Source organism: uncultured Roseobacter sp. (genome assembly GCF_947492555.1).
In the GTDB taxonomy this organism is placed as follows: Bacteria; Pseudomonadota; Alphaproteobacteria; order Rhodobacterales; family Rhodobacteraceae; genus Roseobacter.
Genome location: NZ_CANLNE010000001.1, coordinates 251143 through 276887, shown reverse-complemented (window position 1 = coordinate 276887; position 25745 = coordinate 251143). Strand labels below are relative to the sequence as shown.

Genomic DNA, 25745 nt, shown 5'->3' with positions numbered 1-25745 from the left:
TTTGAGACTGTGTTATTCTGCGGCAACGGCCAGCGGCTGTTGCATGGGGGTTTCATCGGCAAACCAGCGCTGTGCGGCAGCAACGCCAGAGCCGAATTCGATGTCTGCGCCTGCCCGGTGCAGCGCCATCTCTGCCACGGAAAGCGCGGTGAGGCACATGCCCTCATTCAGGTCACCGATGTGGCCGATGCGAAAGACCTTGCCTGCCAGCCGCGCCAGACCGCTGCCCAGTGAGGTGTTGTAGTCCTCATAGGCGATGCGGATCACTTCGCGCGCATCCACGTCCTGCGGTGTGCGAATGGCCGAGACGGTGTTGGAATGGAGCGACGGGTGTTCCGCCACCAGATCGAGACCCCAGGCAGCCACCCCCCGGCGCACCCCTTCGGCAAGGCGGGTGTGGCGGGCAATGGTGTTGTCGAGCCCTTCGGCAAAGATGCGGTCCAGTGATTTGCGCAACCCGTGCAGCAGCTGCGTAGGCGGGGTGTAGGGAAAATAGCCATCGGCGTTCAGCTTCACCATGTCGCTGAATTCGAAATAGGCGCGGCGCGAGGTCGAGGTTTCGGCCAGCGCCATGGCCTTTTCGCTGACCGCGAGAATACCCAGACCGGCGGGCAGCATCAGCCCCTTCTGGCTGCCGGTGATGGCCAGATCGACACGCCAGTCGTCCATGCGGAAATCCAGCGATCCGATGGAGGAGACACCGTCGACAAAGAGCAGCGCGTCGTGGAAGTTTTCGTCCAGCGCGCGGCGCACGGCGGCAACATCGGATGTCACCCCGGTAGCGGTTTCATTGTGGGTGACGAACACCGCCTTGATTTCGTCCTTCGTGTCCGCGGCCAGTTGCCGTTCGAATTCGCGCACCGGCACACCCGCGCCCCATGGGACGTCCACCAGATGCACATCCAGACCTAGCCGTTCAGCCATTTCCGCCCAGAGGGTCGAGAATTGCCCGTGCCGGGCCATCAGCACCTTGTCGCCGGGGTTCAGCGTATTGGTGATGCCCGCTTCCCAGGCTGCGGTGCCCGATCCGGGAAAGATCAAGACGGTGCCGGTCTTGGTGCGGAAGACTGATTTGAGGTCTTGGAAAAGGCTGAGGGTGACATCCCCGAAATCCGGGGCGCGCATGTCCTGCATGGGCACGTTCATGGCCTGGCGTACAACTTCCGGCACATTGGTCGGGCCGGGAATGAAGAGGTGGGTCTGTCCGGTGCGCATCTGAGTCCTCCTTGTCGATGGGAGGACCATGACGCAAGTTCCGGTTGTGACCTAAGGGAACCGCGTCCTGCTGTGGATGCGAATATTTACAAGATGGAAATGTTGTAAATTTGTAAAATTTTCGGTATCGAATGTTGTATGAAGACGTTTATCGGCCCAAAACTGCGTCGCCTGCGCGGAGATAGCGCTCAGACCCAGGCGCAGATGGCCAAGGCGCTTGGCATCAGCACATCCTATGTAAACCTGCTTGAAAAGAACGAACGCAGCGTGTCGGTGCCGGTGCTGCTGAGGCTGTTGGAGGTCTATGGTGTCGACTGGCGCGATCTGGTCGAGGATGACGACACCGCCAAGCTGGCGGATCTGCGCGGGGTCCTGCAGGATCCGCTCTTCGAAGCCGGACGCCCGGATCTGACCCAGCTGCGGGGCGCCTTGACGCATAGTCCCGATCTGGCCGCTTGTTTTCAAAAACTGCATCAGGCTTATCTCGCGGCAACCGACCAGCTGATGAGCATGGCCAGTGCGGGCGAGGGCGCGCAGGCGGCCCTGCCGAAGGCACCGGAAGCGACGGTGCATAATTTCTTTCGCAAACATCATAACTACTTTCACGAGCTTGAACGCGCGGCAGAAACATTCTGGGGCGGCAAGCGTGTGGCAACCGATGATATCTATGCGGCCCTGAAAGAGCGGCTGCGCAAGAAGTTTGGCCTGCATGTCCGTCTGGTGCCGGTTGCCGACATGCCGGGCACGCTGCGGGAATACAGCGAGGACCGCCGGGAGGTGATCCTCTCCGAGGCGCTGGACCATCCCAACAGGGTGTTTCAGCTGGTGCATGTCCTCGGCCTGATCGAGCATAAGGATGTTCTGGATGACCTGATGTTGAAATCGGGCCTGACCGACCCGCAGGGGCGCGCGCGCTGCCGGGTGGAGCTGGCCAACTACTTTGCAGCGGCGGTGTTGATGCCCTACGGGGCCTATCTGGATGAAATCCTCAGCAGCAAATATAATTTCGACCATGTGGCCACGCGGTTTGGCGTGAGTTTTGAACAGGCATGCCATCGCGCCACAACGCTGCAACGCAGTGGTGCGCGTGGGGTGCCGTTTTTCTTTCTGCGCATCGACAAGGCAGGCAATGTGTCCAAGCGGTTCAACGCCACGGATTTCCAGCTTGCGGAATATGGCGGAGCCTGTCCGCGGCTGGATGTGCATACGTCCTTCCGCACGCCGGGGCGCATCGTATCGCAATTCGTGGAAATGCCGGACGCCAGCCGGTTTTTTGTTTTTGCGCGCACGGTGGATCGCCCGAGCTTCACCCGCTTTGCCCAGGACGTGCGGCTGGCGGTTGCGATGGGCTGCAGCACCGAGCATATTTCGGCCATCGGATATGCCGAAGGGCACGCGCTGTCCGATACCACGATGACCCCCATCGGGATCAATTGCCGGATTTGCCCGCGAGTCAATTGCGATCAGCGGGCGCATCATGCGGTGGTGCGGTCCGACCCGGTGGACGAACGGCGCCGAGGGGCCACACGCTACGGCAGCTGAATGCTGCGATAGGCCCGCGGTCCCCGTCTGAAACCAAGCGCGACCACCGGCAATCCCATGCTGCGCGGCCCCCCGATTATGACTTTTTAAACCTGCCGGAAATATTCTTGTCAATTTCAAGAAGAGGTGGTGCATGCATATTCTGATTGTCGAAGATGACTTGACCCTTGCGAGTTCGCTGAAATCCGCGCTTGAACTGGGCGGGGCAGCCGTGGACGCCGTACGCTCGGTGGCGGACGCCATGTCGCGTGCACTGCGGGCGCAGTATGACTTGGTCATTCTGGATCTGTTTGTAATCGACGGGGCGACAGTCTCTTTCTCCAATTTCCTGCGCATGCGCATGCCTGACACACCGATTCTGTCGATCACCGGGTCCAGTATCTTTGCCAACGGCGATCACAACGAGGCGATGAGCGCGGATTACCTGATCCGGAAACCGGTCTCGCCCTCGGAAGTTTCGGACATCGCATTTTACCTGATTGACCGGGGTAAGCTGTCCAAGGCATCGCCCGCCACGTGAGTCGCCCCACCGACTGGCATCATGCCGCGACTTGTTTCGTAAAAGGCACGTTGCGCCCGGTGTTTGTGCTGTTGGGGACGTGCGTGCGGCGCATTGGGCAACAAGTACTCATGTGCCGCTAACCAAATTTTAGCATGATGAAATCTCTATTAATTGCAGGCACGCTCAGGCCACATTTTTGCGACGGATTTGAGAGAAAACGCGCCTGATCACGCGGAGTATCCGGAGGAGAAAGATGCACGCTAGGAATTCAGACAACGACCTGGCCGAAGCGCTGGAAAACTGCGCCGCGGAACCGGTGCACATACCCGGCACGATCCAGTCGCATGGCGCGATGATTGCGGTGTGCAACACGAGCTTGCAGGTGCTCTACGCAAGCGTCAACACGGCGGACATTATCGGTCGCCCGGTAACAGACTTGCTTGCGCAAACGCTCAACGATCTGTGCAGCCGGGAAGAAAGGCATGCATTGCTCAACGGAATGATCCATCAGGAGACCGATCAGAAGGTGAATGAGTTGGGGCTGCTGAAGATTTTCGGAAGCGAAGTCATTGTCACCGCGTCGGCAGCGCCTGGATGCACCCTTTTTGAGTTTGAACCGGCAACCTTGCGGGAGACGGCCGTTCCGGACAACCTGCGGGATCTTGAGTTTCTGACATCGCAACTACGCTCTGTGAACACGGCGCAGACGCTCTTCGATAAGACGGTACAACTTCTGCAGATACTCACCGGATACGATCGGGTCATGATTTATCAATTTGAGGCCGAAGGGCATGGTCGGGTGCAGGCCGAAGCCACCGTTGCCGGGATTGACACGTATCTCGGGCTGAGTTTTCCCGCATGGGACATCCCCGCACAAGCGCGCAGGATCATGCTCCAAACCCCAATGCGCTACATCGCGGACGTGAATGGCACTCCTGTTCCGGTTCTGTCCGCAACACCTACGCTGCAGCCACTGGACATGACGGCTAGCCATCTTCGCGGCGTTTCGAGTGTGCACATGCAGTACCTGCGCAACATGGGGACAGGGGCGACCTTCACGCTGAACATTGTGATCAAGGACACGCTCTGGGGGATCATCTCATTCCATCATACCAAGCCGCGGCACCCCAACCAGCGGATGCGGCAACTGTGCCGCAATTTTGCAGAATTCTTCAAACTACAGCTGGAAAGCATCCAGCAAGTGGCCCAGATGGAGCGTCTCGTGCAGGCCGAAGAATTGCGTCGAAGAGTCACGAACGGGCGCCGCGAAGAAATGAGCGCCGAGGTGTTCGAGGCCGCCGTGGTTGAAGATCTGGCAAAGGCCATGCAGGCTGACGGGGCGGCCATGCTATTCAAGGATGCCGTGTTCACGACCGGCATCACGCCGCCCAGAGAGGGATTGGCGGAGCTCTTTGAGAATAGTTCCTTCGAACCCGGTGTTACCTCTTCCTCGCACCTCGGCGAGGAGTATCCGACACTCTCAGCGCAATGCGGCCCGGACATTTCTGGAATACTTGTAGCCAAACTGCCGGAAGACAGCGCAGTCATCTTCTTTCGCAAGGATCGACAAAGCGCTGTGTCCTGGGCCGGTGTACCCGAAAAGACGATCATCAAGCTGGACGGCGTGGCTCGGTTGAATCCACGCAGCTCCTTTGCGCAGTACAAGGCCGAGGTCCGCGGCACATCGGAGCCCTGGACCCTGGATCAAAAGTCGATTGCCGAAGAAATCTGGTCGATGCTGGTGAGTGCCGAGCGCAAGGCACTCATCGAAAGGACCAACCGTCAACAATCGTTGCTGATTGACGAGTTGAACCACCGTGTGCGCAATATTCTCGCCCTGATCCGGTCGTTGTCGCAGCAATCCTTGACCCATAACGGATCTATCCAAAGCTATGTCGCCGCACTGGAGGCCCGTATTTCCGCGGTCGCGTCCGCCCATGATCTTGGGGCTGAAAAGACAAACGTCAGCGCTACCGCGATGCAGATCTTTGCGCTGGAAGCGGCGCCCTACAATCAGGAAGACAGGCGCGTCAGCGTGCGGGGCGACGACGTTGGCATCCGGTCGGATTTGGTGCCGATGTTTGCGCTGGTCGTGCACGAGTTAATGACCAATGCCGTGAAATACGGCGCGCTGTCGCAGCCCGAGGGTCACGTGTCGATTGATCTGAAACGGCATGACGACGGGTTGCACGTCAACTGGCGGGAAGATGGTGGGCCGGAAATCCATCCGCCGGAGATCAAGGGCTTTGGAACCACGCTGATCGAAACCTCGGTGCCCTTTGAGTTAGATGGCGAGGTTGAACTGGACTATCACAAGGGTGGGGTGCGGGTTGTGCTGAAACTGCCGGACTCCGTGTTGGTGGACAAGCTCCCCCTCAAAACGCTGGAGAGTGTTTCACCCTCTCTTTTCCCCCACCCCCTCGCAAACGATCCGCTTGAAATCACGAAGGCCAGATGCCTGCTGCTGGAGGATAACTATGTGGTGTCCCTGGACACGGCGCGGGTTCTCGAAGCCGTTGGCTTTGAGACGGTGGAGACCGCGCTCAATGTGCAGGATGCGCTGGCAAAGCTGGATCGTCTGAACCCCGGAATTGCCATTCTCGACATCAATTTGACCGCCGGTCTGACGTCAGAGCCCGTGGCAGAGGCCTTGGCGGAGCGGGGCATTCCCTTTATCTTCGTGACAGGTTACGGCGATACGATGAAACTTGGCGGGATGTTTGCCTCCTCTCCCGTGGTGAAAAAGCCAGTTCGGGAGGATGAATTGCGCTCTGTGTTGGCGGAGATTGATACATGACAGAACTGGCCCCGATAAGAAGGGGCGTCCGAGCACATGTCGCCCTGTCGACACGCGATCTGCATGAAACATTGCATCATGATCCAGTGCTGGGCCGTTTGACCGCCCCCGATATCACGCCCAGGTGTTATCGTACCGCCTTGCAGGTCTTGCAGCGTTTCTATGAGGTGGTGGAAAGGGCACATCAGCAGGCGGGTATATGGCCTGATCTGTCTCTGCAGATGGTATGTGCCCAACTCCAGGCGGATGTGGGGCCACCACAGGAAGTAGAAACCCAGCTGGTCTATGAAACTGAGGAAGCACTGCTCGGAGGACTCTACGTGGCACATGGCGCGTCCTTTGGCAGGTCCAGTTTTCGCGCCAATATTGCACAGGTTTTGCCTGATGCGCCGCAGGCTTTCATCAGCGCTCGTCTGGGCAAGCAAACGTGGCAATCGCTGGTCGCGCTGATGGAAAGTCGCGGGTGTGATGCGCCTGCGGCAGAGCGGATCGAGCGGGGGGCTGCCCAGAGCTTTGCATTTGTCGCGGCGGTTTCCTCGCGGATGCGCATTGGGAGTTGACCTGTACCGCCAGGGTCAGGTGATCACCGGAGGCCATGCGTTAGAGTTTTTTACGTGAAATATAAATTTAATTCATATTGTTACGGTGCGTAGTTGAAGTTTATCATGCAGGCAATTTTGGGGGCTCTCAATCAACCCCGGACGCAGGCGTCACGGGCCGCATAACCCTGCAAAATGATCTGTCCAGCGCGCCACTTTTGCTGCGTCTTGCGCCTTGATCCGGGAAAGCGCCTCGGATGCCTCCATGGCGACCTCGACCTCTTGGCGCTCTGCCAGAGCAGCAATACGCATCGTGTACCAGGCCGTCACAGCGCCTGTCTCGGTTGACGTCAGCCTTGGAAAGGCCGGGTTCAGATTTTCGCCGCGTTGCCACTGATGCGGTAGATCGGGCTCCAGCACCAATGCGCGCGCCAGACCAATAACGTCCGCGTGGCCTGCACGTATCAGTTCATCAGCCTGCGCGAAGGTCTTGACACCGCCGGTGAGCATCAGGGGTTTTGCCGTCCGTTTGCGCGCCTGCCTGGCGAATTCTGCGAAATAGGGGCCTTTGCCCGCACCATCGGAGGAAGAGGCCGCGCCCGGGAAATAGGTCCCTCCGCTGATGTCGATCAGATCGATGGGGCAGGCTTCCAACTCGTCGACCAGAGCCAGCGCATCTCTCTCTGTCAGTCCCCCTTCGAGCATATCGGAGGCGTTGATCTTGATGGCAACGGGAAAGGTCTCGCCAACGGCATCGCGCACGGCTGAAATCACATCCAGAACGAGACGTCGCCGCGCTTCCGGAGAGCCGCCATAGACGTCGTTGCGTGTGTTGAACAAGGGGGAGAGAAATTGGCTGAGCAGAAATCCGTGGGCGGCGTGAATCTCAACTCCACCAAAACCCATGGTCTTGGCAGCCCCCGCAGTTTGGGCAAATTCGTCAGGCAGTTTCCGTATTTCTTTCAGGGTCATCGCAGCGCAGGTCAAACCGGGCAGGTCGATGGCGCTTGGTCCGGCGGGCTGGCTGATCTTTGCATGGGCGAGGGCCCCGGCGTGACCAAGTTGCACCCATAGCCCCGCGTCATTGGCCTGTCCTGCGCTGGCTAGCTCTTCGAAGGGTGTCGAGGTTTCGGGCTGGAGTACAAGATTACCGGGATTTTCCGGAAACCGTGACGTACCTTGCACTTCGCCAATGATTGATGCGGCGATGCCACCATTTGCCCACCGCGCATATACCTTGTTCTGTGCCGGGGTCGGCCTGCCACACCCATCCCCCAGCGCGTCTGACATGGCTGCCTTGACAAGCCGGTTCTTCAGGACCGCGCCACAGGGGAGATGAACCGGTTGAAACAGGAGGTTGTCATGGGTCTTTGATGTCATTTCGGGACCCTGCTGGCGGTAGAGTATTTCATCAGAACTGTCCTGTTGGAAAGAGTGTGTTTGCAGTGCCATTGCAGCCGCGCATGAGCAGTTTAGGTCGGGTCATTTTTGCAATAGGCAGATTTCAATCAATTTTTTCTGGGGATGAAAAGATCGGATGCGCGGTAATCCAGTTGCTTTGGCGTCCAGCCCAACAGCCTTTGTAGTTTCTGTGCGGTCATCCCTTGCTTCAGAGTTGGCCCAAGCGCCGCCGCACCGTGTCGTGTAATCAATGTATCCATAGGCACGACAAAATGAGGATGTTCCGAACCGCTGTAATGTGCAATGAAATCCGCGATCTGCTGCACGGGAACACCCTCTTCGGCAACCGCATTGAAATGGCCGATGAGATCGCACCGCACGAGCAGCGCACCGTAAACATCGGCCAGGTCTTGTCGATGAATGAGCGGCCATCGCGCGTCCAAGGTGCCCCAAATCTCGATCGGCTGACCGCATGTTGCTGCCGACATGAAGCTTTCCAACGCGCCGCCCGCCCCGTGATAAACCAATGCGGGATGGATGACAGCCGTTGAAAAATCGGGCGATGCCAACAATTGTCTGGCGTGCTGAACCATCCAGGCAAATGCGGGCACAGGGTTGAAGGGATGATCTTCGTCCGCGCTGGTCTCCCCGGTGTCACCATAGAGCCAACAGCCACCAGTGTAGAGCAGACGTGGACGATGCCGCACTTTTTTGACTTTCTCCAGAAGGGCAGCGACAAGCCTGCCGTCAACTTCCGCCATGTCTTTGTCGAACGTTGTTGCGGTGTGGATAATAGCTTCATGGGTGACCGCATGACGGGCCCAGTCCTCGGGCACGCGTAAGTCGCCCGCATAGGGTGTCGCCCCTGCCGCCATAACGCTCTGCCGCGCGCGCTGAGAACGCGTCAACGCGGTGACGTCATGCCCGTCTTCAACGAGCTTGCGCAGGATCGCAGTTCCAATCGTGCCGGTGGCCCCGGTGATAAAGACACGCACAGCTTCCTCCATTTGACTTTCGCGCCATGCTAGAGCCTCAAGCCCCCTTCAGGTCAATCGCGAGGGTCAGAGATTGACCGGATCTTGAAAATTTCAGAAAATATTTTGGTAACAATTGATTAAGCTGATTTTTGTCTCTTTTCACAGAGGGCTCATCAGGTTGATTTATCGCAGAATGCAAAGTTTCTATGGCTCGTGGCGCCGTTCTGCATTGCTGGCGCGATAGAAAGATTCATGAGAGTGCGGCTCATGGTCAAACCGCGGTTGCCAGAGAAGGGTCTTATCATTCGGATGGGCGCATCCTGAAGTCCTTCAAGGGCGTCGCAATCCCGTCGACCGCTTTCATTGCGCACGTGCTGGAGCCTTATGCGCCGGTGCAGGTTCCGGGCGCGGTGTGCGCGGATTAGGATCGGATTCAAGCGCCGAACTGCCGGGTCTCAAGCGGTTATGATGAGCCGGAAATTTGTGTTGGTAGTAAGAGGAAGGGACGCCTGATGTGACAAAAAGGCAGGGATTGAAAACCTTTGCGGTCGATACAGGCTTGTTGTTCGATCATGAGGGGCGGAGCTTGCTTCAGAAGGACCCGGCCGACGTGCCGTTGCCCCTTGGGAGTATTTCTCTTCCACCAGGTTTATCTTCCGCTGTCGTCTCCAACTCATTCTGGTTTGGAACACAGGGCGGGGGCCTGCTGAACGGGCTGCATGCCAGAGCAGGCCGGTCTGTGCTGGATTGGGACGTCGGGGGCGATTTGGACGGTCACGATTTTCTGACGGGCACCGCCTTGGCGGATTACATTGATGGGCGCGCGGGGAATGACACGATCCTTGGTCTCGGAGGAAACGATACGCTGATTGGGGGAGGTGGTCGGGACTCACTGCAGGGCGGGTCCGGCAATGACACTCTCCAGGGAGGCGATGACAACGATACCCTTCGGGGCGGCGCGGACAACGATTTGATCCGGGGCGGCGAAGGTGCTGATGTTCTTGGCGGCGGCGAGGGCGACGACACGCTGAATGGTGGGTCCGGAAATGATTTTCTGTTGGGCGGTGCGGGGCTGAACGAGATAGACACAGGCGCAGGTGGAGACACGATCGGGTGGCACCCCAGCAGTTCATGGGCTTCCGGTGAATTCGGCTTTGTGGAAGTGATGGATTTCAGCCTTTCCGACGACCGGTTTCGGTTTGACGACGGCTTTTTTGCCCAGGACCCGGGTGATGGGGACGTGCTATTCGCGATCAACGTCGGGGTCGACACCTACATTTGCGCTAACACGGCCCATGATGGCTGGCAGTGGATTGCCCGGTTGCGTGACGTGGAGGCCGCTCTGGTTGCTGAAAAAATTGCGGATGACAGTATTCTGGAGGGATCAACGTGGGGACATGAGCCATTGTTCATTGGTCCCCAGCCGGAAATACCATTTGATCCTCCGGTTCTGGAAACGCTGGACATCCCATGGATGGGGTAGGCCGTCATACTGCGGATCAGATCTGCCGGGGGCGTGACCTCGCCACGTCGGCCCAAACCAGCCGTTGATAGGGTGTAACGTGACATCTTTCTCGCGCCGACACCCGTCACGTTAGCCGCAGTGACCCGTGGAGGGAATGCCCGCGGAACTCAGGCGCGGGAGCAACCGGAACCCGCTGCGCCACCCGGGCTGTTGCCTTTGCGGATTCATTGATAGGATGCGCCACACAGACCTCACTTTTTCCAATGCCCGTAGTTTTCCGATGATTTTTCGATTTCTGACATTTACGCTCGACACGGAACGGCGTGAATTGCGGGATGACATGGGCCTGGTACCCCTGTCACCCAAGGCATTTGATGTCTTGTGCTATCTGATCGAACATCAGGATCGTGTGGTGCCGAAATCCGAGCTGTTGGATGCTTTCTGGTCGGCACAGGTTTCAGAGGCGGCCCTGCAGAAAACCATCAGCCTGATCCGCAAGGCAACGACCGTGGCGGACAACAGCCAGGAGGTTCTGAAAACCTACCACGGCCTTGGCTTCCGCTTCGTAGCTGCCGCGCAGGAGAGACCGCAAACGCCAAGCCCCGCCCTTGTGGGTAATGACGCCGAGGCGATTGTGGTCCGCGAACAGCGATTGGCCGCGGTTCTGAGCCTTCGGATCGGACACTCAGGTGGGCAGGTGGGCGCTGACGACCCGCCGCCGCTCTCCGACGAGTTTCTCGGCCGCGCTCGGGAAATTGTCGATCAGTATCAGGGGCACCTGTTGCGGATGGTGCTGGAAGGTTTCACCGTCTCTTTCGGCTTGGGTGGCATCTACGAGGACGGCGCCCGACGGGCCGCGCATTGTGCCCTGGCACTGTTGGACTGTGCGGACATGCTGGGCCCGGGTGCGGTGGTGTCCATTGGGATCGACACCGGGACCAGCGACGTCGTTGCGGGGGAGGACATGGAAAAATGGGCGCCTCCCGGCGGGATTGAACGCAAGGCCAACGCCCTCTCCAAGGCTGCCGCGCGCGGCGAAATCATCCTCAGCGCCGCAACCCATGATCAGCTGCGGGATGAGATTGAGAGCGTGCAGTGCCCCGCCGGATTTCGCCTGATCTCGATCCCTCAGATGCAATCCGGTGTCCCGGCGCGGCCCCGAAAAAAGCCTGCTGCCTTTGTCGGTCGTCGCGCGGAAATGGCTTTTTTGCTTAAGAACCTTGAGCTTGTGCAGACAGGAGACGGGCAGGGGGTTGTCTTGTCCGGCCCGGCCGGCATTGGCAAAACGCGATTGGTGTCCGAATTTCTGAAAACGTTGGATGAGGCAGGTGTCAGGCACATCAAGCTGCAGTGCCTTCCCAGTCTGATAAACTCACCCCGCGCGCCTATCCGGGATATGTGCCTGTCGCTCTTTTCGCCGCCTCCGGAGGGTACGCTTCTTGATGATGTCGATACCGCGCTGTTGCAGGACCTCTATGAAGAGCCCAATGTCTCCAAGACGGCACTGGCCGCACTGTCAGATCATCAGCGGCGCCAACGCAGCCTCGTCCTGATCGACAGAATGCTGGCGGCCTCGTGTGAGAGCCAGCCGATGGTACTTGTCATTGAAGATACGCATTGGATTGATGCCACCTCGCAGGAGTACCTGGAGGCGATGCTCCGTGATATTGGGCGCAAGCGGCTTATGATCGTGATGACCACGCGCCCCACCGACACAGCGTCCCTGACCGAAGGGGTCCTGCACCTTGCACCTCTTGGGCGTGCGGACAGTGTGAGCTTGCTTCAGCAGAACGCAGACAACAAGGGGTTCGATGAGACCACCAGCGAGCAGTTGGTGCGCCGCGCCGCTGGCAATCCGTTCTTTATCGAGGAATTGGCTTTGGCGTGTCAGGTCGGGGCTGATCCCTCCACCGATTTACCAGACACGGTTCAGGCGGTCATCGCCGTCCGGATCGGTGCGCTGGACGCCGGGCTGCGTACCTTGCTCTACGTGATCGCCGTCATTGGGACGCCTGCACGGATCGAGCTGATGATGCTTTTGCTTGGGAAGCGGGTGGAAGAGGTCGAGCACGCGGTCGAACCGCTCATCCGCATGGGGTTTATTCAGGCGGAGCCAGATGGGTACACGTTTCGCCATATGTTGATCCATGACACGGCCTGTTCAATGGTGGCGCCCAGGGATCGAAAGCGCCTGCACGCCGACATTGCTGCCTTGCTGGAAGAAGAAGTGTTTGACTGGACCCCGAGGCCGGAAAGACTGGCCTGGCACCATCAGGAAGCTGGCGCGCGCCGGAAAGCCATTTCCTATTGGATCGCTGCCAGCCGTGATGCGCTCCACCGTTCGGCGCGTCGCGAGGCAATCGCTTTTGCCCGTGACGGGTTGGCCCTGATTGATGCAGATATGCCGGACGCTGCAAAGGAGGAACTTGATCTGCAGCTTTGCCTGGCACCCGCCTTGGCGGCGCTGCGCGGATACGGCGCGGTGGACGTGGGAGAGGCCTATTACCGGGCCCGTGTGCTGAACCGCGGCGTGGGCAGCACCAAGTCGGAAATCCGGGTGCTGGTGGGGTTGTGGATTCACACATGGGTCAGCGGGCGTTTGACGGAATCACTGGGCCACGCGGGAAAGCTTCTGGACATCGCGGCCTCAGTCAGGGAACCCGCGCTTGATCTGCAAGCCGAGGCCAGCATGGGGCAGGTGCTCTTGCACCGCGGAGAAACACAAAAGGCATTGGGCCATTTGATGTCGGGGTTGCGCAGCACCGGCGGTGCGCCGCCCGCGACACTGCCCGCACAAAACTCGGCTGTGGCCTGCGCCGCCTATGCCGCCTGGACCACCAGCTTGTCGGGGGACGTCGAAAGGGCCAAAGCATATATTGAGCGCTCTGCGGAGTTGAGCGAGGTGCACGAAAACCCATTTGCACAGGCCATTCACTTCGCACTCTGTTCAGAGCCATACATGTTCATGGGGGATGCCGCAGGCTGCCTTGCGCTGGCGGATCGCGCCGTTGTCGTCAGCCGGGAACACAACTTCGATTTCTGGCTTAGCACCGGCTTGGTCATGCGCGGCTGGGCATTGGGGCAATTGCAGGATTTTGAGCCAGCGTTTGAAGCGATGGACGAGGGGATTGCGGTCTTTGAAGCCGCTGGTGCCGGGGTGCAGTTGGCAAACTGGTACGGGTTGCAAGCGGAAACGTTCTTGGCAGCAGATCAGCCTGAAGCGGGTTTGGAAGCGGCACAGCACGCGCTGACCTGCGCGCAAAAGGCGGAAGACGTTTTTTTCACGCCGCGCATCCACGCAACGGCGGCGCGTTTGCACAGGATGTTGGGCGCGGAAAGCCGGGCTTCTGAACACAGCCAAAAGGCGTCTGACTTAATTCGTGCATTCGGTATGACTCCGAGGTTCCTGGACCTCGCTGATACCGGCTCCTGAACGAACTGTCGTAGGGTCAGGATTTGGTCAAGACTTCGTCAGGATTCATTCCCTGTCTTCTGAGACCATCGGTCGATGCCGCGTAATGCAAAATCATCGCCGTCTTCTGAGCCAAGAAATTGCCGCATGCGGGTTGTTTGTTGGGACCAAAAGACAGCGAGCGAGGTCGGCAGTTTATCATTCCCGCTCTGGGGTTGCGCGGCAGAGACGTACGAGGGGTTTAGGTTGTGAACTTGAATTGGGATGATCTGCGGATTCTGCTGGCCATTGTCCGTTCCGGCTCGCTGACGCGGGCCTCTGTCATGTTGGGCATCGACCAGTCGACGGCCGGGCGCAGGCTTTCGGCTCTTGAAGCGGCGCTTGGCACAACCCTCTTTTTGAGATCGAAAACCGGCATCATTCCGACCGAGATCGGCGAGAAACTGATCGTACACGCCATGGAGATCGAGCGGCGTGCTGACACCATCGCCGAGGTCGCGGCCGCCCCGGAAGAGGGCCCCGTGGGACAGCTGCAGATCATGGGCGACCATTGGGTTCTCGAGCAGCTGGCAAACCTGTTTTTACCTCCCTTCGTAAAAGCTCATCCGCAGATGTCCCTGCGGCTCGCCTCCGGTCAACCGACGGCGTCGCTTTGGACGGCTGCAACCATTTCCCTGTGGTTCGAAGAGCCACCGCAAATGGGGGAATTTGCCATCAAGCTGGTGGAGGTGCCTTTTGCTGTTTACGGCCCGCGCGGGGTCAATCATGACAATTTACCCTGGGCATCGATGATGGATGAAAGCGCAAGCCGCCGCGCGCCCGCCAAGTTTCTTGAGAAGATGCGCAAACCTGAAGAGGTGTTGCAGCTGACGGCGAATGATGCACGGCTGGTGCGTACCGCGGTTGCTGGCGGGCTGGGCAAGGGGTTGCTGCCGGTCTGTCTTGGGGACAACGATCCGGCGCTGCAGCGGATTGACCACCCTGAATATGAAATCACCCGTGTTCTGCATTTGCATGCGCATCCTGATACAGTGCAGACGCTGCGGGTACAGACGGCCATTCGCTGGCTGCGGGAGAGGGCACAGAGCGTTTTCGGCGATCCGGCACAAGCGACGCAACAGGATAGCGTGGCGACCTTCAAACAGCGTGCGTGCGCCTGAAAAGGCTTGGGGACTTGTGAGCCCACGCGGGCAAGGCAAGGCGCTGGGCGTACGCGCACCTCACACATCAGGAAAGGGTCTGCAAGATGACACCACTGGTTTCCGCCAAGTGCACCTGCGGCGCGTTGCAGTTCGAGGCATCTACGGCACCGGTTACGCAGATGATCTGTCATTGTACAGACTGCCGTGCCGCGACCGGCAGGCCATCTTGCCTCACGGCGTTTTTTCACAAAGGGCTGAGCGCGATACACGGACCTCAGACAGCGATGCACTTTGTCGCCGCGTCGGGAGCCCGGACAGAGCGCGTGGCCTGTAGCCAATGCCAAACCGTCATGTTCGACACCTCAGAAGGCTTTCCGGAGCTCATCGGCGTCATTGCCGCGGTGATCGAGCCCCCGTTTGTGGCCCAACCTGTTTGTCACATGTGGGTCAGCAGCAGAGTGGCAGATTGCCCTATCGATGACGGTCTTCCGCAACACTCCAGAGGGTTACCACGATAACTGATGACCACTCCGGGTCCAGACCATGGCGCCTGTCAAAGTAGGCTCCAAAATCAGGCTTTAGGATGCATCGGGGTCAATGTGTGCCACGTTTTACCAGCACCGGCTCGACCATAACGACCTCACCCGGTTTCTGCGGGTTCGCAAGGCGATCTTCCAGCAGGCGCAGTACTTCGTTGACGGTTTCTTCCAAGGGGTTTCGGACGGTTGTCAGATCGAATTCCGCCCAGTCCGCCATCGCGATGTCGTCAAAGCCGATGATTGCCAGATCGTCCGGCACCGTCAGGTTGCAGGTGTTGCGGGCAAAGGAGAGGGCCCCAAGCGCCATGGCATCATTGGCGCAGACAACCGCGTCAGGCGATGTGTCCCGCAAGAGCGCGCGCATGGCCGATTTTCCGCCGTCAAAGCTGTAGTCGGACGTTACCTGCGCGGCAGGCATCAGTCCGGCCTCTGCCAACCGCTCGACCACGCCCGCCAGTCGTTCTTTCTCTGACGACAGGGTGGGCGGCCCGCCGATGTATCCAATGCGTCGCCGCCCACTTTCCAACAGCAGGGTCACCGCCTGCACCATGCCCATGTGGTTGCGACAGGCGACACAATCGATGGCCGGATGCGATATCACGCGGCCCGAAAAGATCACCGGGATGTTGAGTTTCGTGCAGTTGTCGATCAGCGCTTCGCCAAGGCTGCCGCCGCGCACGATCAGTGCGTCCAGCGGATAGGAGAGAATCGATGTGACGCTTTCGTCCAGCCCCTCCGCCTGTCCGCCGAGGACGATAGGCCACTTGCCCGAGGCATTCAGCGCAGACACAAGTGCAGCCAACCATTCGCTGTCGTATGGATTGCTCAACCCGCCGACCACAACGCCAACCAGATCGGTCGCCGCACCCTGCAGACTGGCGGCGAGCGCGTTCGGACGATACCCCAGATCCATCGCCGTTTTCAGCACGCGCTGGCGTTTATCCTCATCCAGGTATGCGCCTGGGGTGAAGGCGCGCGACACGGCAGACCGCGACACGCCAGCCGTCTTGGCCACGTCAGCAGCGGTGACACGGGGCCGGCGGCGGGGCTGTGCAGCGCGGTCTGCAAGGGGTCGATCGTGGGCCATCGTGACGGTCCTCAACTTTTTCCAAAAACCTTCCGAACCGTCACATACCTGTAAAATTTGACAGTTATGTGAACACGCGTGCATATTTCGAATCTCCACGGAGCAATCCATGGTAAAATCGCGACGCTTGCGTATGTCGACAGTCGACTTTGCACAGGGAAGCCAATGTGGCGCTGCGCCACCATAACAATGTATCATTCGCCGCACTCATGCGGTGACAACATCGGAGCCTGACATGAAATTTCTGCAGATTGCAGCAACAACGGCTGCCTTTGGTCTGACGACCACGGCAACCTTTGCTGAAACCAATATTACCTTTTGGCACGCAATGGGGGGGCAGCTGGGCGAAACCGTCAATCAGATGGCCGAAGATTTCAATGCCAGCCAGGACGACTACAAGATCACCCCTGTTTACAAAGGCAGCTACGAAGAAACGCTGACCGCCGGTATCGCCTCTTTCCGCGCGGGCGAGCATCCGAACATCATTCAGGTTTTTGACGCCGGTGCCGCCACCGTGATCGGGGCCAAGGGCGCGACCATTCCCGTTGCCGATCTGCTGGCCGACAATGGCGTCGATTTTGACATCAACGACTATATCACCGGCGTGCGCTATTTCTACGCGGACAGCGACGACAAGATGATCGGCATGCCGTTCAACTCCTCGACGCCGATCATGTATTATAACATCGACGCTTTGGAAAAAGCGGGTGTCACGCCACCGAAGACGTGGGAAGAGTTTGCCTCCGTCACGGCGCCTGCGCTGAAGGAAGCGGGCTACATCCCGCTGTCACAATCGCACCTGCCGTGGATTTTCACCGAGAACTTCTTCTCGCGGCACAACCTGCAGTTCGCCTCCAATAACAACGGCTATGACAGCACGGACACCAAGATCCTGATCGACAATCCGGCGATCAAGGCGCATTTCACAGCGCTTTCGGACTGGAAAGATCAGGGCCTGTTTGAATGGTACGGCACCGGCTGGGGCGACAACGCCAAGCCATTCGAAGAAGGCCAGGTTGCCATGTGGCTGGGCTCTTCGGGCTCCTTCGGCGGTCTGATTCAGAAAGACCTCGGCTTTGAGTTTTCCGCGACCATGCTGCCCTATTGGGAAGCTGTAACAACAGAGCCCACACAGACCTTCATCGGGGGGGCGGCGCTCTTTGCGATGTCGGGTAAATCTGCCGAGGAAAACAAGGCCACGGCCGAGTTCTTCAAGTTCCTGACCGCACCCGGGACACAGTATTTCTGGCACAAGGAAACCGGTTACGTGCCGATCACCACAGCCGCCTATGAAGCGGCGGCTGCTGACGGCCACTACGAGCGTTTCCCTGCCGCCGAAGTGGGCATCAAGCAGCTGACCCTGCCAGCGGGTGACCACACCAAGGGATACCGTATGGGGTTCTACGTGCAGATCCGCGACATCATGAACCGCGAATATGGCCGTATCCTGACAGGTGAAACAGACGTCGACGCGGCCTTCAAAGCTATCGAGACAGAAGCCAACGCCCTGTTGGCCCGTTTTGCAAAAACACAAGGCTGACGTACAGCTTTTGAACCAATAAGAGTGGCCGCCTCATGCGGCCACTCTGCACATGACAGGGACAGTTCATGAAACGCGCAGGCTTTACGACCGTTTGGCTGCCAGTGGCTTTGCTGCTGCCGCAGTTGATGATCATCGCGATCTTTTTCTACTGGCCTGCGGGCTGGGCTTTGCAATCCTCTTTCTACCTTCAAGACCCGTTTGGCTTCGGGTCGACCTTCGTGGGCGTGGAAAATTACACCGATCTGGCCAACAACGGCGAGTACATGCGGATCGCATGGTTCACCGTCGTCTACTCCGCGCTTGTCACCTTCTTCTCGCTTGCCATCGCGTTGCTGCTGGCCGTCAAGGCCGACAATGTGATCCGCGGCGCAAAGAGCTATCGCACCCTGCTGATGTGGGTCTATGCGATCGCGCCCCCGGTGGCGGGCTTTCTGGGCATCCTCTTCTTTGACCAGCGTAACGGGCCGCTCACCGTGTTTTTCCAGACCTTTGGGTGGGATTTCAAACTGGGCGTGAACTACAACTCGACGGCCACCGCCATGGTCATGGTCGCCGTCTGGAAGCAAATCCCCGTCAACTTCATCTTCTTCCTCTCCGGTCTGCAATCGATCCCCCGCGCGGTGCGCGAGGCGGCGATGATCGACAACCGCTCCGCCACCGGACGGTTCTGGCAGGTGACCTTTCCGCTGCTGGCGCCAACCGCTTTCTTCCTGCTGATCATCAACATCACCTATTCGCTCTTTGACACCTTCGGGATCCTCGACACGCTGATGAAGGGAGAGCCGGGCAACAACCCGATGACACTGGTCTACAAAGTGTACCTCGACGGGTTCCGGGGCAACGATCTGGGCGGCTCTTCCGCGCAGTCGGTGATCCTCATGGTGCTTGTTCTCTTGCTGACCGTCTTCCAATTCCGGCTGATCGAACGCCGGATTCACTATACCTGAGGGGCGCGACATGACACAGACATCTCCCCGCCGCCGCATCCGTTGGTCCACCGTGTCGGACCATACGATCCTGACCCTCGGCGCCATTCTCATGATGGCCCCACCGCTCCTGGCTTTTATCACCGCATCGCATGACGCGGTGACCATCCACCGCCAGGGGATTCAGTTGGGGTTTGGCGATCAACTGGGCACTAATTTTCAGAAAGCCATGTTTGAAAAAGGCGGCTTTACCCAAACGGTTGATGGTACGCTGATGCTGATCAACTCCCTGATCCTTGGCGTTGGCTTTGCGCTCGGCAAGATCATCATCTCGATGATGGCGGCCTATGCGATTGTCTATTTCCGCCTGCGGTTTGCCACGCTGGCCTTCTGGATGATCTTCACCACGCTGCTGTTGCCGCTGGAGGTGCGCATTCTGCCCTCTTACGAGGCGATCCAGAGGCTGGGGCTGGCCAATACCTACACCGGCCTGATCGTACCGCTGATTGCCTCGGCCACCGGCACCTTCTTCTTCCGGCAGTTTTTCATGTCGGTGCCCGAAGAACTGGCCGAGGCGGCGCGGATTGATGGCGCGGGCCCGGTTAAATTCTTCATCGACATCCTGGTGCCGCTGAGCCGCACGATGATCGCCGCGATTTTCATCATCATGTTCGTCTTTGGCTGGAACCAGTACCTCTGGCCCACGCTGATCACCACCGATGAAAGCTTCTTCACGCTGGTGCGCGGGATCAAGCAGATCGTGCTCAGCTACACGGACGCCCAGATCCCCGAACACGGACAAGCCCTGGCGCTGGCCATCATAGCGATGCTGCCGCCGGTGCTGATCGTGGTCTTCTTTCAGAATTGGTTCGTCAAGGGCCTCACAGAATCCGACAAGTAAGGAACGCGATACATGGCGCAAGTCACGCTTGAACAGCTCCGCAAGGTCTATCCCAACGGCAATGAGGCCGTGCAGACCTGCAGCTTTGAAATCCCCGATGGCGAATTTGTCGTGCTGGTGGGGCCGTCGGGCTGTGGGAAATCCACCCTGCTGCGGATGATCGCCGGGCTGGAGGAAATCTCCGATGGGTCGCTTTATATCGGCGATGCGGTGGTCAACGATGTCGATCCGGCAGATCGCAACATTGCAATGGTGTTCCAGAACTATGCGCTTTATCCGCATATGACGGTGGAGCGGAACATGGGCTACGGGCTGCGCAACCGTGGCATCCCAAAGGCTGAGATCGACGCCAAGGTGCGCGAAGCGGCCACCATGCTGAACCTGACAGAGTATCTGGACCGACGGCCCAGCCAGCTCTCGGGCGGGCAGCGTCAGCGGGTGGCCATGGGCCGCGCCATTGTGCGCCAGCCGGAGCTCTTCCTGTTTGACGAACCGCTGTCGAACCTCGACGCCAAGCTGCGCAACCAGATGCGGATCGAGATCAAGGCGCTGCAGCGCAGGCTGGGCACCACGGCGGTCTATGTGACCCATGATCAGGTCGAGGCGATGACAATGGCCGACCGTATCATCGTGCTGAACGAGGGACGGATCGAGCAGATCGGCACGCCGTCGGATGTCTATAACCACCCCGAATCCACCTTTGTGGCGAGCTTCATCGGCGCGCCGCCGATGAACCTGATGCCCGCGACGGTGGGAGCGGATCAGGCAATCACCCTGTCCGACGGCACGGTGCTGGCCGGACGTGCACCCGAGGGCGCGCCGGGGTCCGTTCTGGTGGGCGTGCGTCCGGAAGATGTCCTGATCGGCGCGGGTGATATCCCCTTTACCATCGACATCATCGAAGAGCTGGGCGCCCTGCGCTTGCTGCACGGCCAGTTGGGCGGCGCGCCGTTTTCCGTCAGCATTGGCAAGGACGAACAGGCCCAGGCAGGGCCGTCGACAATTGGCCTCAAGCCGGACGCCCTGCACATCTTTGACCCGCAAACCCAACGCCGCGTATGACGCAGATCGTTGGGGCGCTGCCGCGCGTCACGGCGGCGGAGCGTGCGCGTATCCTGTCCGCCCCGCGCACGCCGGAGGCAAATGCGGAGTTGATGTCCTCCATCCCGGCGATGACCGTGCTGGAGCAGGGCGGGACGCCCGCGCGGGACGTGCTGCCCCGCGCATTTACCGTGGCCGCGTGGAATGTGGAGCGTTGCCTCTTCCCGGCGGAGAGCGCGGATCATCTGGCGCAGCACAGCCCTGCGATTGTGCTCTTGTCCGAGATGGACAGCGGCATGGCGCGCACGGCGCAAAAGAATACCAGCGCCGAGATGGCCGCGGCCCTGGGCATGACCTATGCATATGGGGTCGAGTTCTACGAAATGGGTTTGGGCGGAGAGACCGAGCGGGATTTCTGCACCGATGACTTCAACGTTGCCGGATGGCATGGCAATGCGATCCTCTCATCGGTGCCGTTTGAGAAACTGGTGCTGATCAGATTGGATCAGAAGGGCCATTGGTTCTGCACCGGACCGCAGGGCGTGGGAGACACCGGACAGCCGCGGCTGGGTGGTCGTATGGCCGTGGCAGCGATTGTGCCCAGCGAGGCGGGGCCGCTTTGCTTTGTCTCGACCCATCTGGAAAGCAACGCACAGGCCCCGTATCGGCACGCGGAATTCGGTCGCCTGCTGGCGGCGGTGGATGATTTTGCCCCGGGGCTCCCGGTGTTGATCGGGGGCGATCTGAACACCGGCAATCACATGCCGCCCGATTTTGACTGGCGCAAGGAGACCCTCTTTGGCCTGGCCAAAGAGCAAGGGTATAGCTGGGATTTGACAGCGGAGGGTATAACCACCCGTGCCAGCCTGATCACACCGCATCCGACGCGCAAGATGAAGCTCGACTGGTTCGCCAGCCGTGGTGTGACGGGTGAAGCTCTGCCGGTGCTGCCCTCCGTACATGCGAGCGGGCGCCCCTTGTCGGATCATGATTGCATGCTGTGCCGGGTGACGCTCTGACGTCACAGGCAGGCGTCAGGCCCGGGTGTATCTGGCGATCATCATGTCCACACTGCTTTCCACGACCGCTTCCATCTGGGCGTTGGTGAGCATCTCTTCGCCCAGAACCACGGGCCAGAAGGCCTTGGCCTTGATCAGCGCGATGAACTCATCCGCGGCGGTGTCAGCGTCTGCGACATCCAGCGCTCCGTCTTCGTGCGCGGCGCGCAGCATCGCCACGAAGGCCGATTTCTTGTCGATCTTGCCCTGCACCTCCGCCGCCAGCACGGGACTGCGCAAAGTTTCGCTGATGATCATGCGCGACATCGCCATGACGGCAGGCGAGGACAGCAGCCGCCCTTCGGCCCAGGCAAGATCCGTCAATTGGGCGCGGATGTCCCGGCCCGGATCATAGCGTATATCCAGCGTGTCGGTGATCCGCTCCGACAGGGTGGCCACGATGGACTGAAAGAGATTGTGCTTGCTTTCAAAATACTTGTAGAGCGTGCGTTTGGAGACACCGGCGCGGGCCGAGATCGTGTCCATGCTGGCCGCCGCAAAGCCCTTGTCCTGAAATTCCTGCACCGCCGCCTCGATGATCTGGCCGCGCTTGGAGCAGGGGGTCGTGTCTGTCAGTTCCATGTGCCCAGCTTTTAAGCATCCCGCCCGGCAGGTCAAATCGCCTGAGTGTAAACTCGCCAGTTTACACTCAGGCGTGTCTCATTTAATCTACACGCATGAAGCGAGCGGCACCCATGCGTATGAGCGAGAGGAACCCTGAATGGCAATTTCACTGAAACTGAACGGTAAGACACATGAGGTCGATGCCGAGGCCGGCACACCCCTGTTGTGGGTGATCCGGGACGAGCTGCAGATGACCGGCACCAAATTCGGCTGCGGCGTGGCCTCCTGCGGGGCCTGCACCGTGCACATAGACGGCACGCCCGTGCGGTCCTGCCAGACCTATGTCGAAGACGTGGGTGATGCCGAGATCACGACCATCGAGGCCATCGCCGACAACGAGATCGGTGCTGCGGTCCAGCAGGCCTGGATCGAACTGGACGTGGTGCAATGCGGTTACTGCCAGTCGGGGCAGGTCATGTCCGCAGTGGGGCTCTTGACTGAAAACCCCAAGCCGACCGTCGAGGAAATCGACAGCTACATGTATGGCAACGCCTGCCGCTGCGCCACCTATCAACGCATCCGCGCCGGTATCCAGCGCGCGTCTGAAATTCTGGAGGCTTGATATGACCATTTCCACATCCCGCCGCGGATTTCTGAAAGCTGCTGCCGCCTCCGGTACCGTGCTGGTGCTGGGCATACGCCCCGATGGCGCGCTGGCCGCCGCAGACAGCCCGGCCATGCTGAACCCCTTCGTGAAGATCGGCACCGACGGGTCGGTCACGGCCATCGTCAAGCATTTCGAGAAGGGGCAGGGACCGGCCACGGGCCTGTCCACCCTGATTGCCGAAGAGCTTGGCCTGCGCATGGACCAGATCGACTATGAGTTCGCGCCGTCCAATCCTGAGGTCTACAACAACACGCTCTTCGGCCCCGTTCAGGGCACCGGCGGGTCGACCGCCATGGCCAATTCCTATCTGCAATACCGCCAGGCCGGGGCCGCCGCCCGCGAGATGCTGATCGAGGCGGCAGCGCAGACATGGGGCGTGGAGGCATCCGCGCTCAAGATCGAGGAGGGCGTGATTTCAGGCGCTGGCAACACGGCACCCTTGGGTGATTTCGTTGAAACCGCCGCAACGCTGGAGGCGCCCGCAGAGCCGAGGCTCAAGGACCCTTCGGAATTCCGGTTGATCGGCAATCCGGACGTGCGCCGGCTCGACAGCGCCATCAAGGGTGACGGCAGTGCACAATATGCCATTGACGTCTTCCTGCCGAACCAGATGGTGGCGATGATCAAACGTCCCGAGCAGCGCGGCGCGCTGGCGACGGGGCTGGATGACAGCGGCGCGCAGGAGGTCAAAGGCTATATCCGCGCGGCCATTCTGCCCAATCAGGCGGGTGTCGCGGTCTATGCCGAAAACACCTGGGCCGCGATGCAGGCGCGCGATGCGATTGAGGTCGAGTGGGACATGTCTGCGGCGGAGACCCGCAGTTCCGATGCCATTGAGGCCGAAATTCGTTCCGCGCTGGACGCGGAACCGACCTACAACGTGAACAAGACCGATGCCGCCGTCACGCAAGCCGCGCTCGACGGGGCGGCGCAGGTGGTGGAGCAGACGTTTTACTTCCCGCTGCTGGCCCACGCTCCGATGGAGCCGTTGAACTGTACCATCGAGGCCACCGAAGATGGCGGTATTCTGCTGCATGACGGCTGCCAATTCCCGACTGGCCCGCATATGGCGATGGCAGAAATCTTCCAGCTGCCAATGGAGAAGATCCAGATCAAGACCATGCTGGCGGGCGGCTCCTTCGGGCGGCGCGCCACGCCTACGGCGGACTATCAGGTCGAGGCGGCGCTGGCCTTTGTGATGACCGACCGGACGCGTCCGGTCAAACTTGTCTGGTCGCGCGAGGATGATCTGCGCAGCGGGTATTATCGCCCGGCCTTTGGTCACAAGGTGCGGGTCGGGCTGGATGCGGATGGCGAGATTATCGGCTGGGATCACCGCATCGCGGGTCAGCCGATCATGAAGGGCACGTCGTTCGAGAGCTTCAGCGTGCGCGACGGGGTGGATCACACCTCTGTCGAGGGGGCAGCGGACACGCCTTACCGCATTCCGGCGGCGCATTTCGGGCTGACCGATACGGAAAAGGCCACAAGCACGCTCTGGTGGCGCGCGGTGGGCCATACCCACACGGCCTATGTGATGGAGGTCATGATGGATATGGCAGCCAGTGCTGCGGGGCAGGACCCGGTGGCCTACCGGTTGAAGTATCTGGAGGGAGATCTCGATCAACAGCGCATGGCCGGTGTTCTGAAGCTGGCCACCGATCAGGCCGGGTGGGGCAATGCACCCGCCGGGCGCAGCCAGGGCGTGGCTGTGCATAAATCCTTTGGCAGCTACGTCGCGGAGGTGGTCGAGATCTCCGGCACGGCTGAAGAGGGTGTCCGGATCGAAAAGGTGACCTGCGCGGTAGATTGCGGTATCGCTGTCAATCCTGATGTCATCAAAGCGCAGATGGAGGGCGGTATCGGCTATGGCATCGGCCATGTCATGCGCGACCAGATCACCCTGACGGATGGGGCGGTGGATCAATACAACTTCCCTGACTACGAGCCCTTGCGGATCGGCGATATTGCCCAGATCAATGTTCATATCGTCCCTTCGGCGGAGGCCCCAACCGGTGTTGGGGAACCCGGCACGCCACCTGCCGCCCCGGCGCTGGCCAATGCGATTGCTGCCAGCAGCGATTTGCGGGTGAGCAGCCTGCCGATGGCTGAAAACGGCGTGTCGTTCGCCTGATCCTGCAGCCTTGGCGTGACGGTGGAATGCCAGGCCGGACCGTCGGAGGCGCAGAGTATGCGCCTCCGGATATCCGTCGTAAGCAGTCAACTTTTAGACGGCTGCTTTCCGATTTCTGAAGGGTACTGCCTTTGGCCGCTCCTGTCCGCCTGTATCGCAATCAAAGTAGCACCCCGCGAGGCTGTCTGACCCTGCGCGTCCAGACGATAAACCTGTCCTCCCCGACCTCGAAAGACGCCTGTCCCTGTCTTCTCCGATAACCGGCGCCCTGACCGATTTGGTCACCGTTTATC

20 protein-coding genes are annotated in these 25745 nt (G+C 59.7%); 15 read left to right on the top strand and 5 right to left on the bottom strand.

Annotated features, from left to right (window positions below; translation table 11 throughout):
* Positions 1-12: 12 nt before the first annotated feature.
* Positions 13-1215: an aminotransferase class V-fold PLP-dependent enzyme gene (locus Q1A07_RS01285; protein ID WP_299777078.1), complete on the bottom strand. Its 1203-nt coding sequence runs from the start codon at positions 1213-1215 to the stop codon at positions 13-15.
* Positions 1216-1353: 138 nt separating this feature from the next.
* On the opposite strand from Q1A07_RS01285, the gene Q1A07_RS01280 reads away from it, so the two are divergent.
* The 4 genes from Q1A07_RS01280 to Q1A07_RS01265 all read left to right on the top strand — a co-directional run bounded on the left by Q1A07_RS01280 (position 1354) and on the right by Q1A07_RS01265 (position 6616).
* Positions 1354-2757, top strand: coding sequence for a short-chain fatty acyl-CoA regulator family protein (locus tag Q1A07_RS01280; protein ID WP_299777076.1), 1404 nt, complete (start codon positions 1354-1356; stop codon positions 2755-2757).
* Between the two features lie 133 nt (positions 2758-2890).
* The gene (locus Q1A07_RS01275) at positions 2891-3277 is read left to right on the top strand and encodes a response regulator (protein ID WP_299777074.1); all 387 of its coding nucleotides are present in this window, start codon (positions 2891-2893) and stop codon (positions 3275-3277) included.
* Positions 3278-3512: 235 nt separating this feature from the next.
* Positions 3513-6056, top strand: coding sequence for an HWE histidine kinase domain-containing protein (locus tag Q1A07_RS01270; protein ID WP_299777072.1), 2544 nt, complete (start codon positions 3513-3515; stop codon positions 6054-6056).
* Positions 6053-6616 carry a hypothetical protein gene (locus Q1A07_RS01265; protein ID WP_299777070.1) on the top strand — a complete coding sequence of 188 codons (564 nt, stop codon included), beginning with the start codon at positions 6053-6055 and terminating at the stop codon, positions 6614-6616. The genes Q1A07_RS01270 and Q1A07_RS01265 overlap by 4 nt, the downstream gene beginning before the upstream one ends.
* Positions 6617-6766: 150 nt before the next feature.
* On the opposite strand, the gene Q1A07_RS01260 is transcribed toward Q1A07_RS01265, so the two are convergent.
* The gene (locus Q1A07_RS01260) at positions 6767-8047 is read right to left on the bottom strand and encodes an oxidoreductase (protein WP_299777068.1); all 1281 of its coding nucleotides are present in this window, start codon (positions 8045-8047) and stop codon (positions 6767-6769) included.
* Positions 8048-8103: 56 nt separating this feature from the next.
* On the bottom strand, positions 8104-9003 hold the full coding sequence (locus tag Q1A07_RS01255) for an NAD-dependent epimerase/dehydratase family protein (protein ID WP_299777066.1): 900 nt from the start codon (positions 9001-9003) through the stop codon (positions 8104-8106).
* 484 nt (positions 9004-9487) lie between these two features.
* On the opposite strand from Q1A07_RS01255, the gene Q1A07_RS01250 reads away from it, so the two are divergent.
* The 4 genes from Q1A07_RS01250 to Q1A07_RS21890 all read left to right on the top strand — a co-directional run bounded on the left by Q1A07_RS01250 (position 9488) and on the right by Q1A07_RS21890 (position 15510).
* A complete protein-coding gene (locus tag Q1A07_RS01250) occupies positions 9488-10456 on the top strand; it encodes a calcium-binding protein (protein WP_299777064.1) in 969 nt (322 codons plus the stop codon).
* Between the two features lie 262 nt (positions 10457-10718).
* Positions 10719-13871, top strand: coding sequence for an AAA family ATPase (locus tag Q1A07_RS01245; RefSeq protein WP_299777062.1), 3153 nt, complete (start codon positions 10719-10721; stop codon positions 13869-13871).
* A 227-nt stretch (positions 13872-14098) separates the two neighbouring features.
* The gene (locus Q1A07_RS01240) at positions 14099-15010 is read left to right on the top strand and encodes a LysR family transcriptional regulator (RefSeq protein WP_299777060.1); all 912 of its coding nucleotides are present in this window, start codon (positions 14099-14101) and stop codon (positions 15008-15010) included.
* Positions 15011-15096: 86 nt separating this feature from the next.
* Positions 15097-15510, top strand: coding sequence for a GFA family protein (locus Q1A07_RS21890; RefSeq protein WP_366944007.1), 414 nt, complete (start codon positions 15097-15099; stop codon positions 15508-15510).
* A gap of 76 nt (positions 15511-15586) precedes the next feature.
* Here the strand turns inward: Q1A07_RS21890 and Q1A07_RS01235 are convergent, their stop codons facing one another.
* Positions 15587-16618, bottom strand: a complete 1032-nt coding sequence (locus tag Q1A07_RS01235) for a LacI family DNA-binding transcriptional regulator (protein ID WP_299777058.1) — start codon at positions 16616-16618, stop codon at positions 15587-15589.
* Between the two features lie 235 nt (positions 16619-16853).
* On the opposite strand from Q1A07_RS01235, the gene Q1A07_RS01230 reads away from it, so the two are divergent.
* The 5 genes from Q1A07_RS01230 (at position 16854) to Q1A07_RS01210 (ending at position 22048) form a co-directional block, all read left to right on the top strand.
* Positions 16854-18158, top strand: coding sequence for an extracellular solute-binding protein (locus Q1A07_RS01230; RefSeq protein ID WP_299777056.1), 1305 nt, complete (start codon positions 16854-16856; stop codon positions 18156-18158).
* A gap of 68 nt (positions 18159-18226) precedes the next feature.
* Positions 18227-19108, top strand: coding sequence for an ABC transporter permease subunit (locus Q1A07_RS01225; RefSeq protein ID WP_299777054.1), 882 nt, complete (start codon positions 18227-18229; stop codon positions 19106-19108).
* A gap of 10 nt (positions 19109-19118) precedes the next feature.
* Positions 19119-19988, top strand: a complete 870-nt coding sequence (locus Q1A07_RS01220) for an ABC transporter permease subunit (RefSeq protein ID WP_299777052.1) — start codon at positions 19119-19121, stop codon at positions 19986-19988.
* Positions 19989-20000: 12 nt separating this feature from the next.
* Complete coding sequence (gene ugpC / locus Q1A07_RS01215; RefSeq protein WP_299777050.1) at positions 20001-21050, top strand: sn-glycerol-3-phosphate ABC transporter ATP-binding protein UgpC; 1050 nt, start codon at positions 20001-20003, stop codon at positions 21048-21050.
* Positions 21047-22048, top strand: coding sequence for an endonuclease/exonuclease/phosphatase family protein (locus Q1A07_RS01210; RefSeq protein WP_299777048.1), 1002 nt, complete (start codon positions 21047-21049; stop codon positions 22046-22048). The genes ugpC and Q1A07_RS01210 overlap by 4 nt, the downstream gene beginning before the upstream one ends.
* Before the next feature lie 15 nt (positions 22049-22063).
* On the opposite strand, the gene Q1A07_RS01205 is transcribed toward Q1A07_RS01210, so the two are convergent.
* Positions 22064-22669, bottom strand: a complete 606-nt coding sequence (locus Q1A07_RS01205) for a TetR/AcrR family transcriptional regulator (RefSeq protein WP_299777046.1) — start codon at positions 22667-22669, stop codon at positions 22064-22066.
* A 139-nt stretch (positions 22670-22808) separates the two neighbouring features.
* On the opposite strand from Q1A07_RS01205, the gene Q1A07_RS01200 reads away from it, so the two are divergent.
* Together Q1A07_RS01200 and Q1A07_RS01195 are read left to right on the top strand one after the other, a co-directional pair.
* The gene (locus Q1A07_RS01200) at positions 22809-23273 is read left to right on the top strand and encodes a (2Fe-2S)-binding protein (protein WP_299777044.1); all 465 of its coding nucleotides are present in this window, start codon (positions 22809-22811) and stop codon (positions 23271-23273) included.
* A 1-nt stretch (position 23274) separates the two neighbouring features.
* Positions 23275-25452: a molybdopterin cofactor-binding domain-containing protein gene (locus Q1A07_RS01195; RefSeq protein ID WP_299777042.1), complete on the top strand. Its 2178-nt coding sequence runs from the start codon at positions 23275-23277 to the stop codon at positions 25450-25452.
* Positions 25453-25745: the final 293 nt, after the last annotated feature.

Bases quoted from the DNA above. Each gene is read 5' to 3' on its own strand.
- Q1A07_RS01285 (WP_299777078.1), bottom strand. From the start codon at position 1,215: ATGCGCACCGGACAGACCCACCTCTTCATTCCCGGCCCGACCAATGTG.
- Q1A07_RS01280 (WP_299777076.1), top strand. From the start codon at position 1,354: ATGAAGACGTTTATCGGCCCAAAACTGCGTCGCCTGCGCGGAGATAGC.
- Q1A07_RS01275 (WP_299777074.1), top strand. From the start codon at position 2,891: ATGCATATTCTGATTGTCGAAGATGACTTGACCCTTGCGAGTTCGCTG.
- Q1A07_RS01270 (WP_299777072.1), top strand. From the start codon at position 3,513: ATGCACGCTAGGAATTCAGACAACGACCTGGCCGAAGCGCTGGAAAAC.
- Q1A07_RS01265 (WP_299777070.1), top strand. From the start codon at position 6,053: ATGACAGAACTGGCCCCGATAAGAAGGGGCGTCCGAGCACATGTCGCC.
- Q1A07_RS01260 (WP_299777068.1), bottom strand. From the start codon at position 8,047: ATGGCACTGCAAACACACTCTTTCCAACAGGACAGTTCTGATGAAATA.
- Q1A07_RS01255 (WP_299777066.1), bottom strand. From the start codon at position 9,003: ATGGAGGAAGCTGTGCGTGTCTTTATCACCGGGGCCACCGGCACGATT.
- Q1A07_RS01245 (WP_299777062.1), top strand. From the start codon at position 10,719: ATGATTTTTCGATTTCTGACATTTACGCTCGACACGGAACGGCGTGAA.
- Q1A07_RS21890 (WP_366944007.1), top strand. From the start codon at position 15,097: ATGACACCACTGGTTTCCGCCAAGTGCACCTGCGGCGCGTTGCAGTTC.
- Q1A07_RS01235 (WP_299777058.1), bottom strand. From the start codon at position 16,618: ATGGCCCACGATCGACCCCTTGCAGACCGCGCTGCACAGCCCCGCCGC.
- Q1A07_RS01230 (WP_299777056.1), top strand. From the start codon at position 16,854: ATGAAATTTCTGCAGATTGCAGCAACAACGGCTGCCTTTGGTCTGACG.
- Q1A07_RS01225 (WP_299777054.1), top strand. From the start codon at position 18,227: ATGAAACGCGCAGGCTTTACGACCGTTTGGCTGCCAGTGGCTTTGCTG.
- Q1A07_RS01220 (WP_299777052.1), top strand. From the start codon at position 19,119: ATGACACAGACATCTCCCCGCCGCCGCATCCGTTGGTCCACCGTGTCG.
- ugpC (WP_299777050.1), top strand. From the start codon at position 20,001: ATGGCGCAAGTCACGCTTGAACAGCTCCGCAAGGTCTATCCCAACGGC.
- Q1A07_RS01210 (WP_299777048.1), top strand. From the start codon at position 21,047: ATGACGCAGATCGTTGGGGCGCTGCCGCGCGTCACGGCGGCGGAGCGT.
- Q1A07_RS01205 (WP_299777046.1), bottom strand. From the start codon at position 22,669: ATGGAACTGACAGACACGACCCCCTGCTCCAAGCGCGGCCAGATCATC.
- Q1A07_RS01200 (WP_299777044.1), top strand. From the start codon at position 22,809: ATGGCAATTTCACTGAAACTGAACGGTAAGACACATGAGGTCGATGCC.
- Q1A07_RS01195 (WP_299777042.1), top strand. From the start codon at position 23,275: ATGACCATTTCCACATCCCGCCGCGGATTTCTGAAAGCTGCTGCCGCC.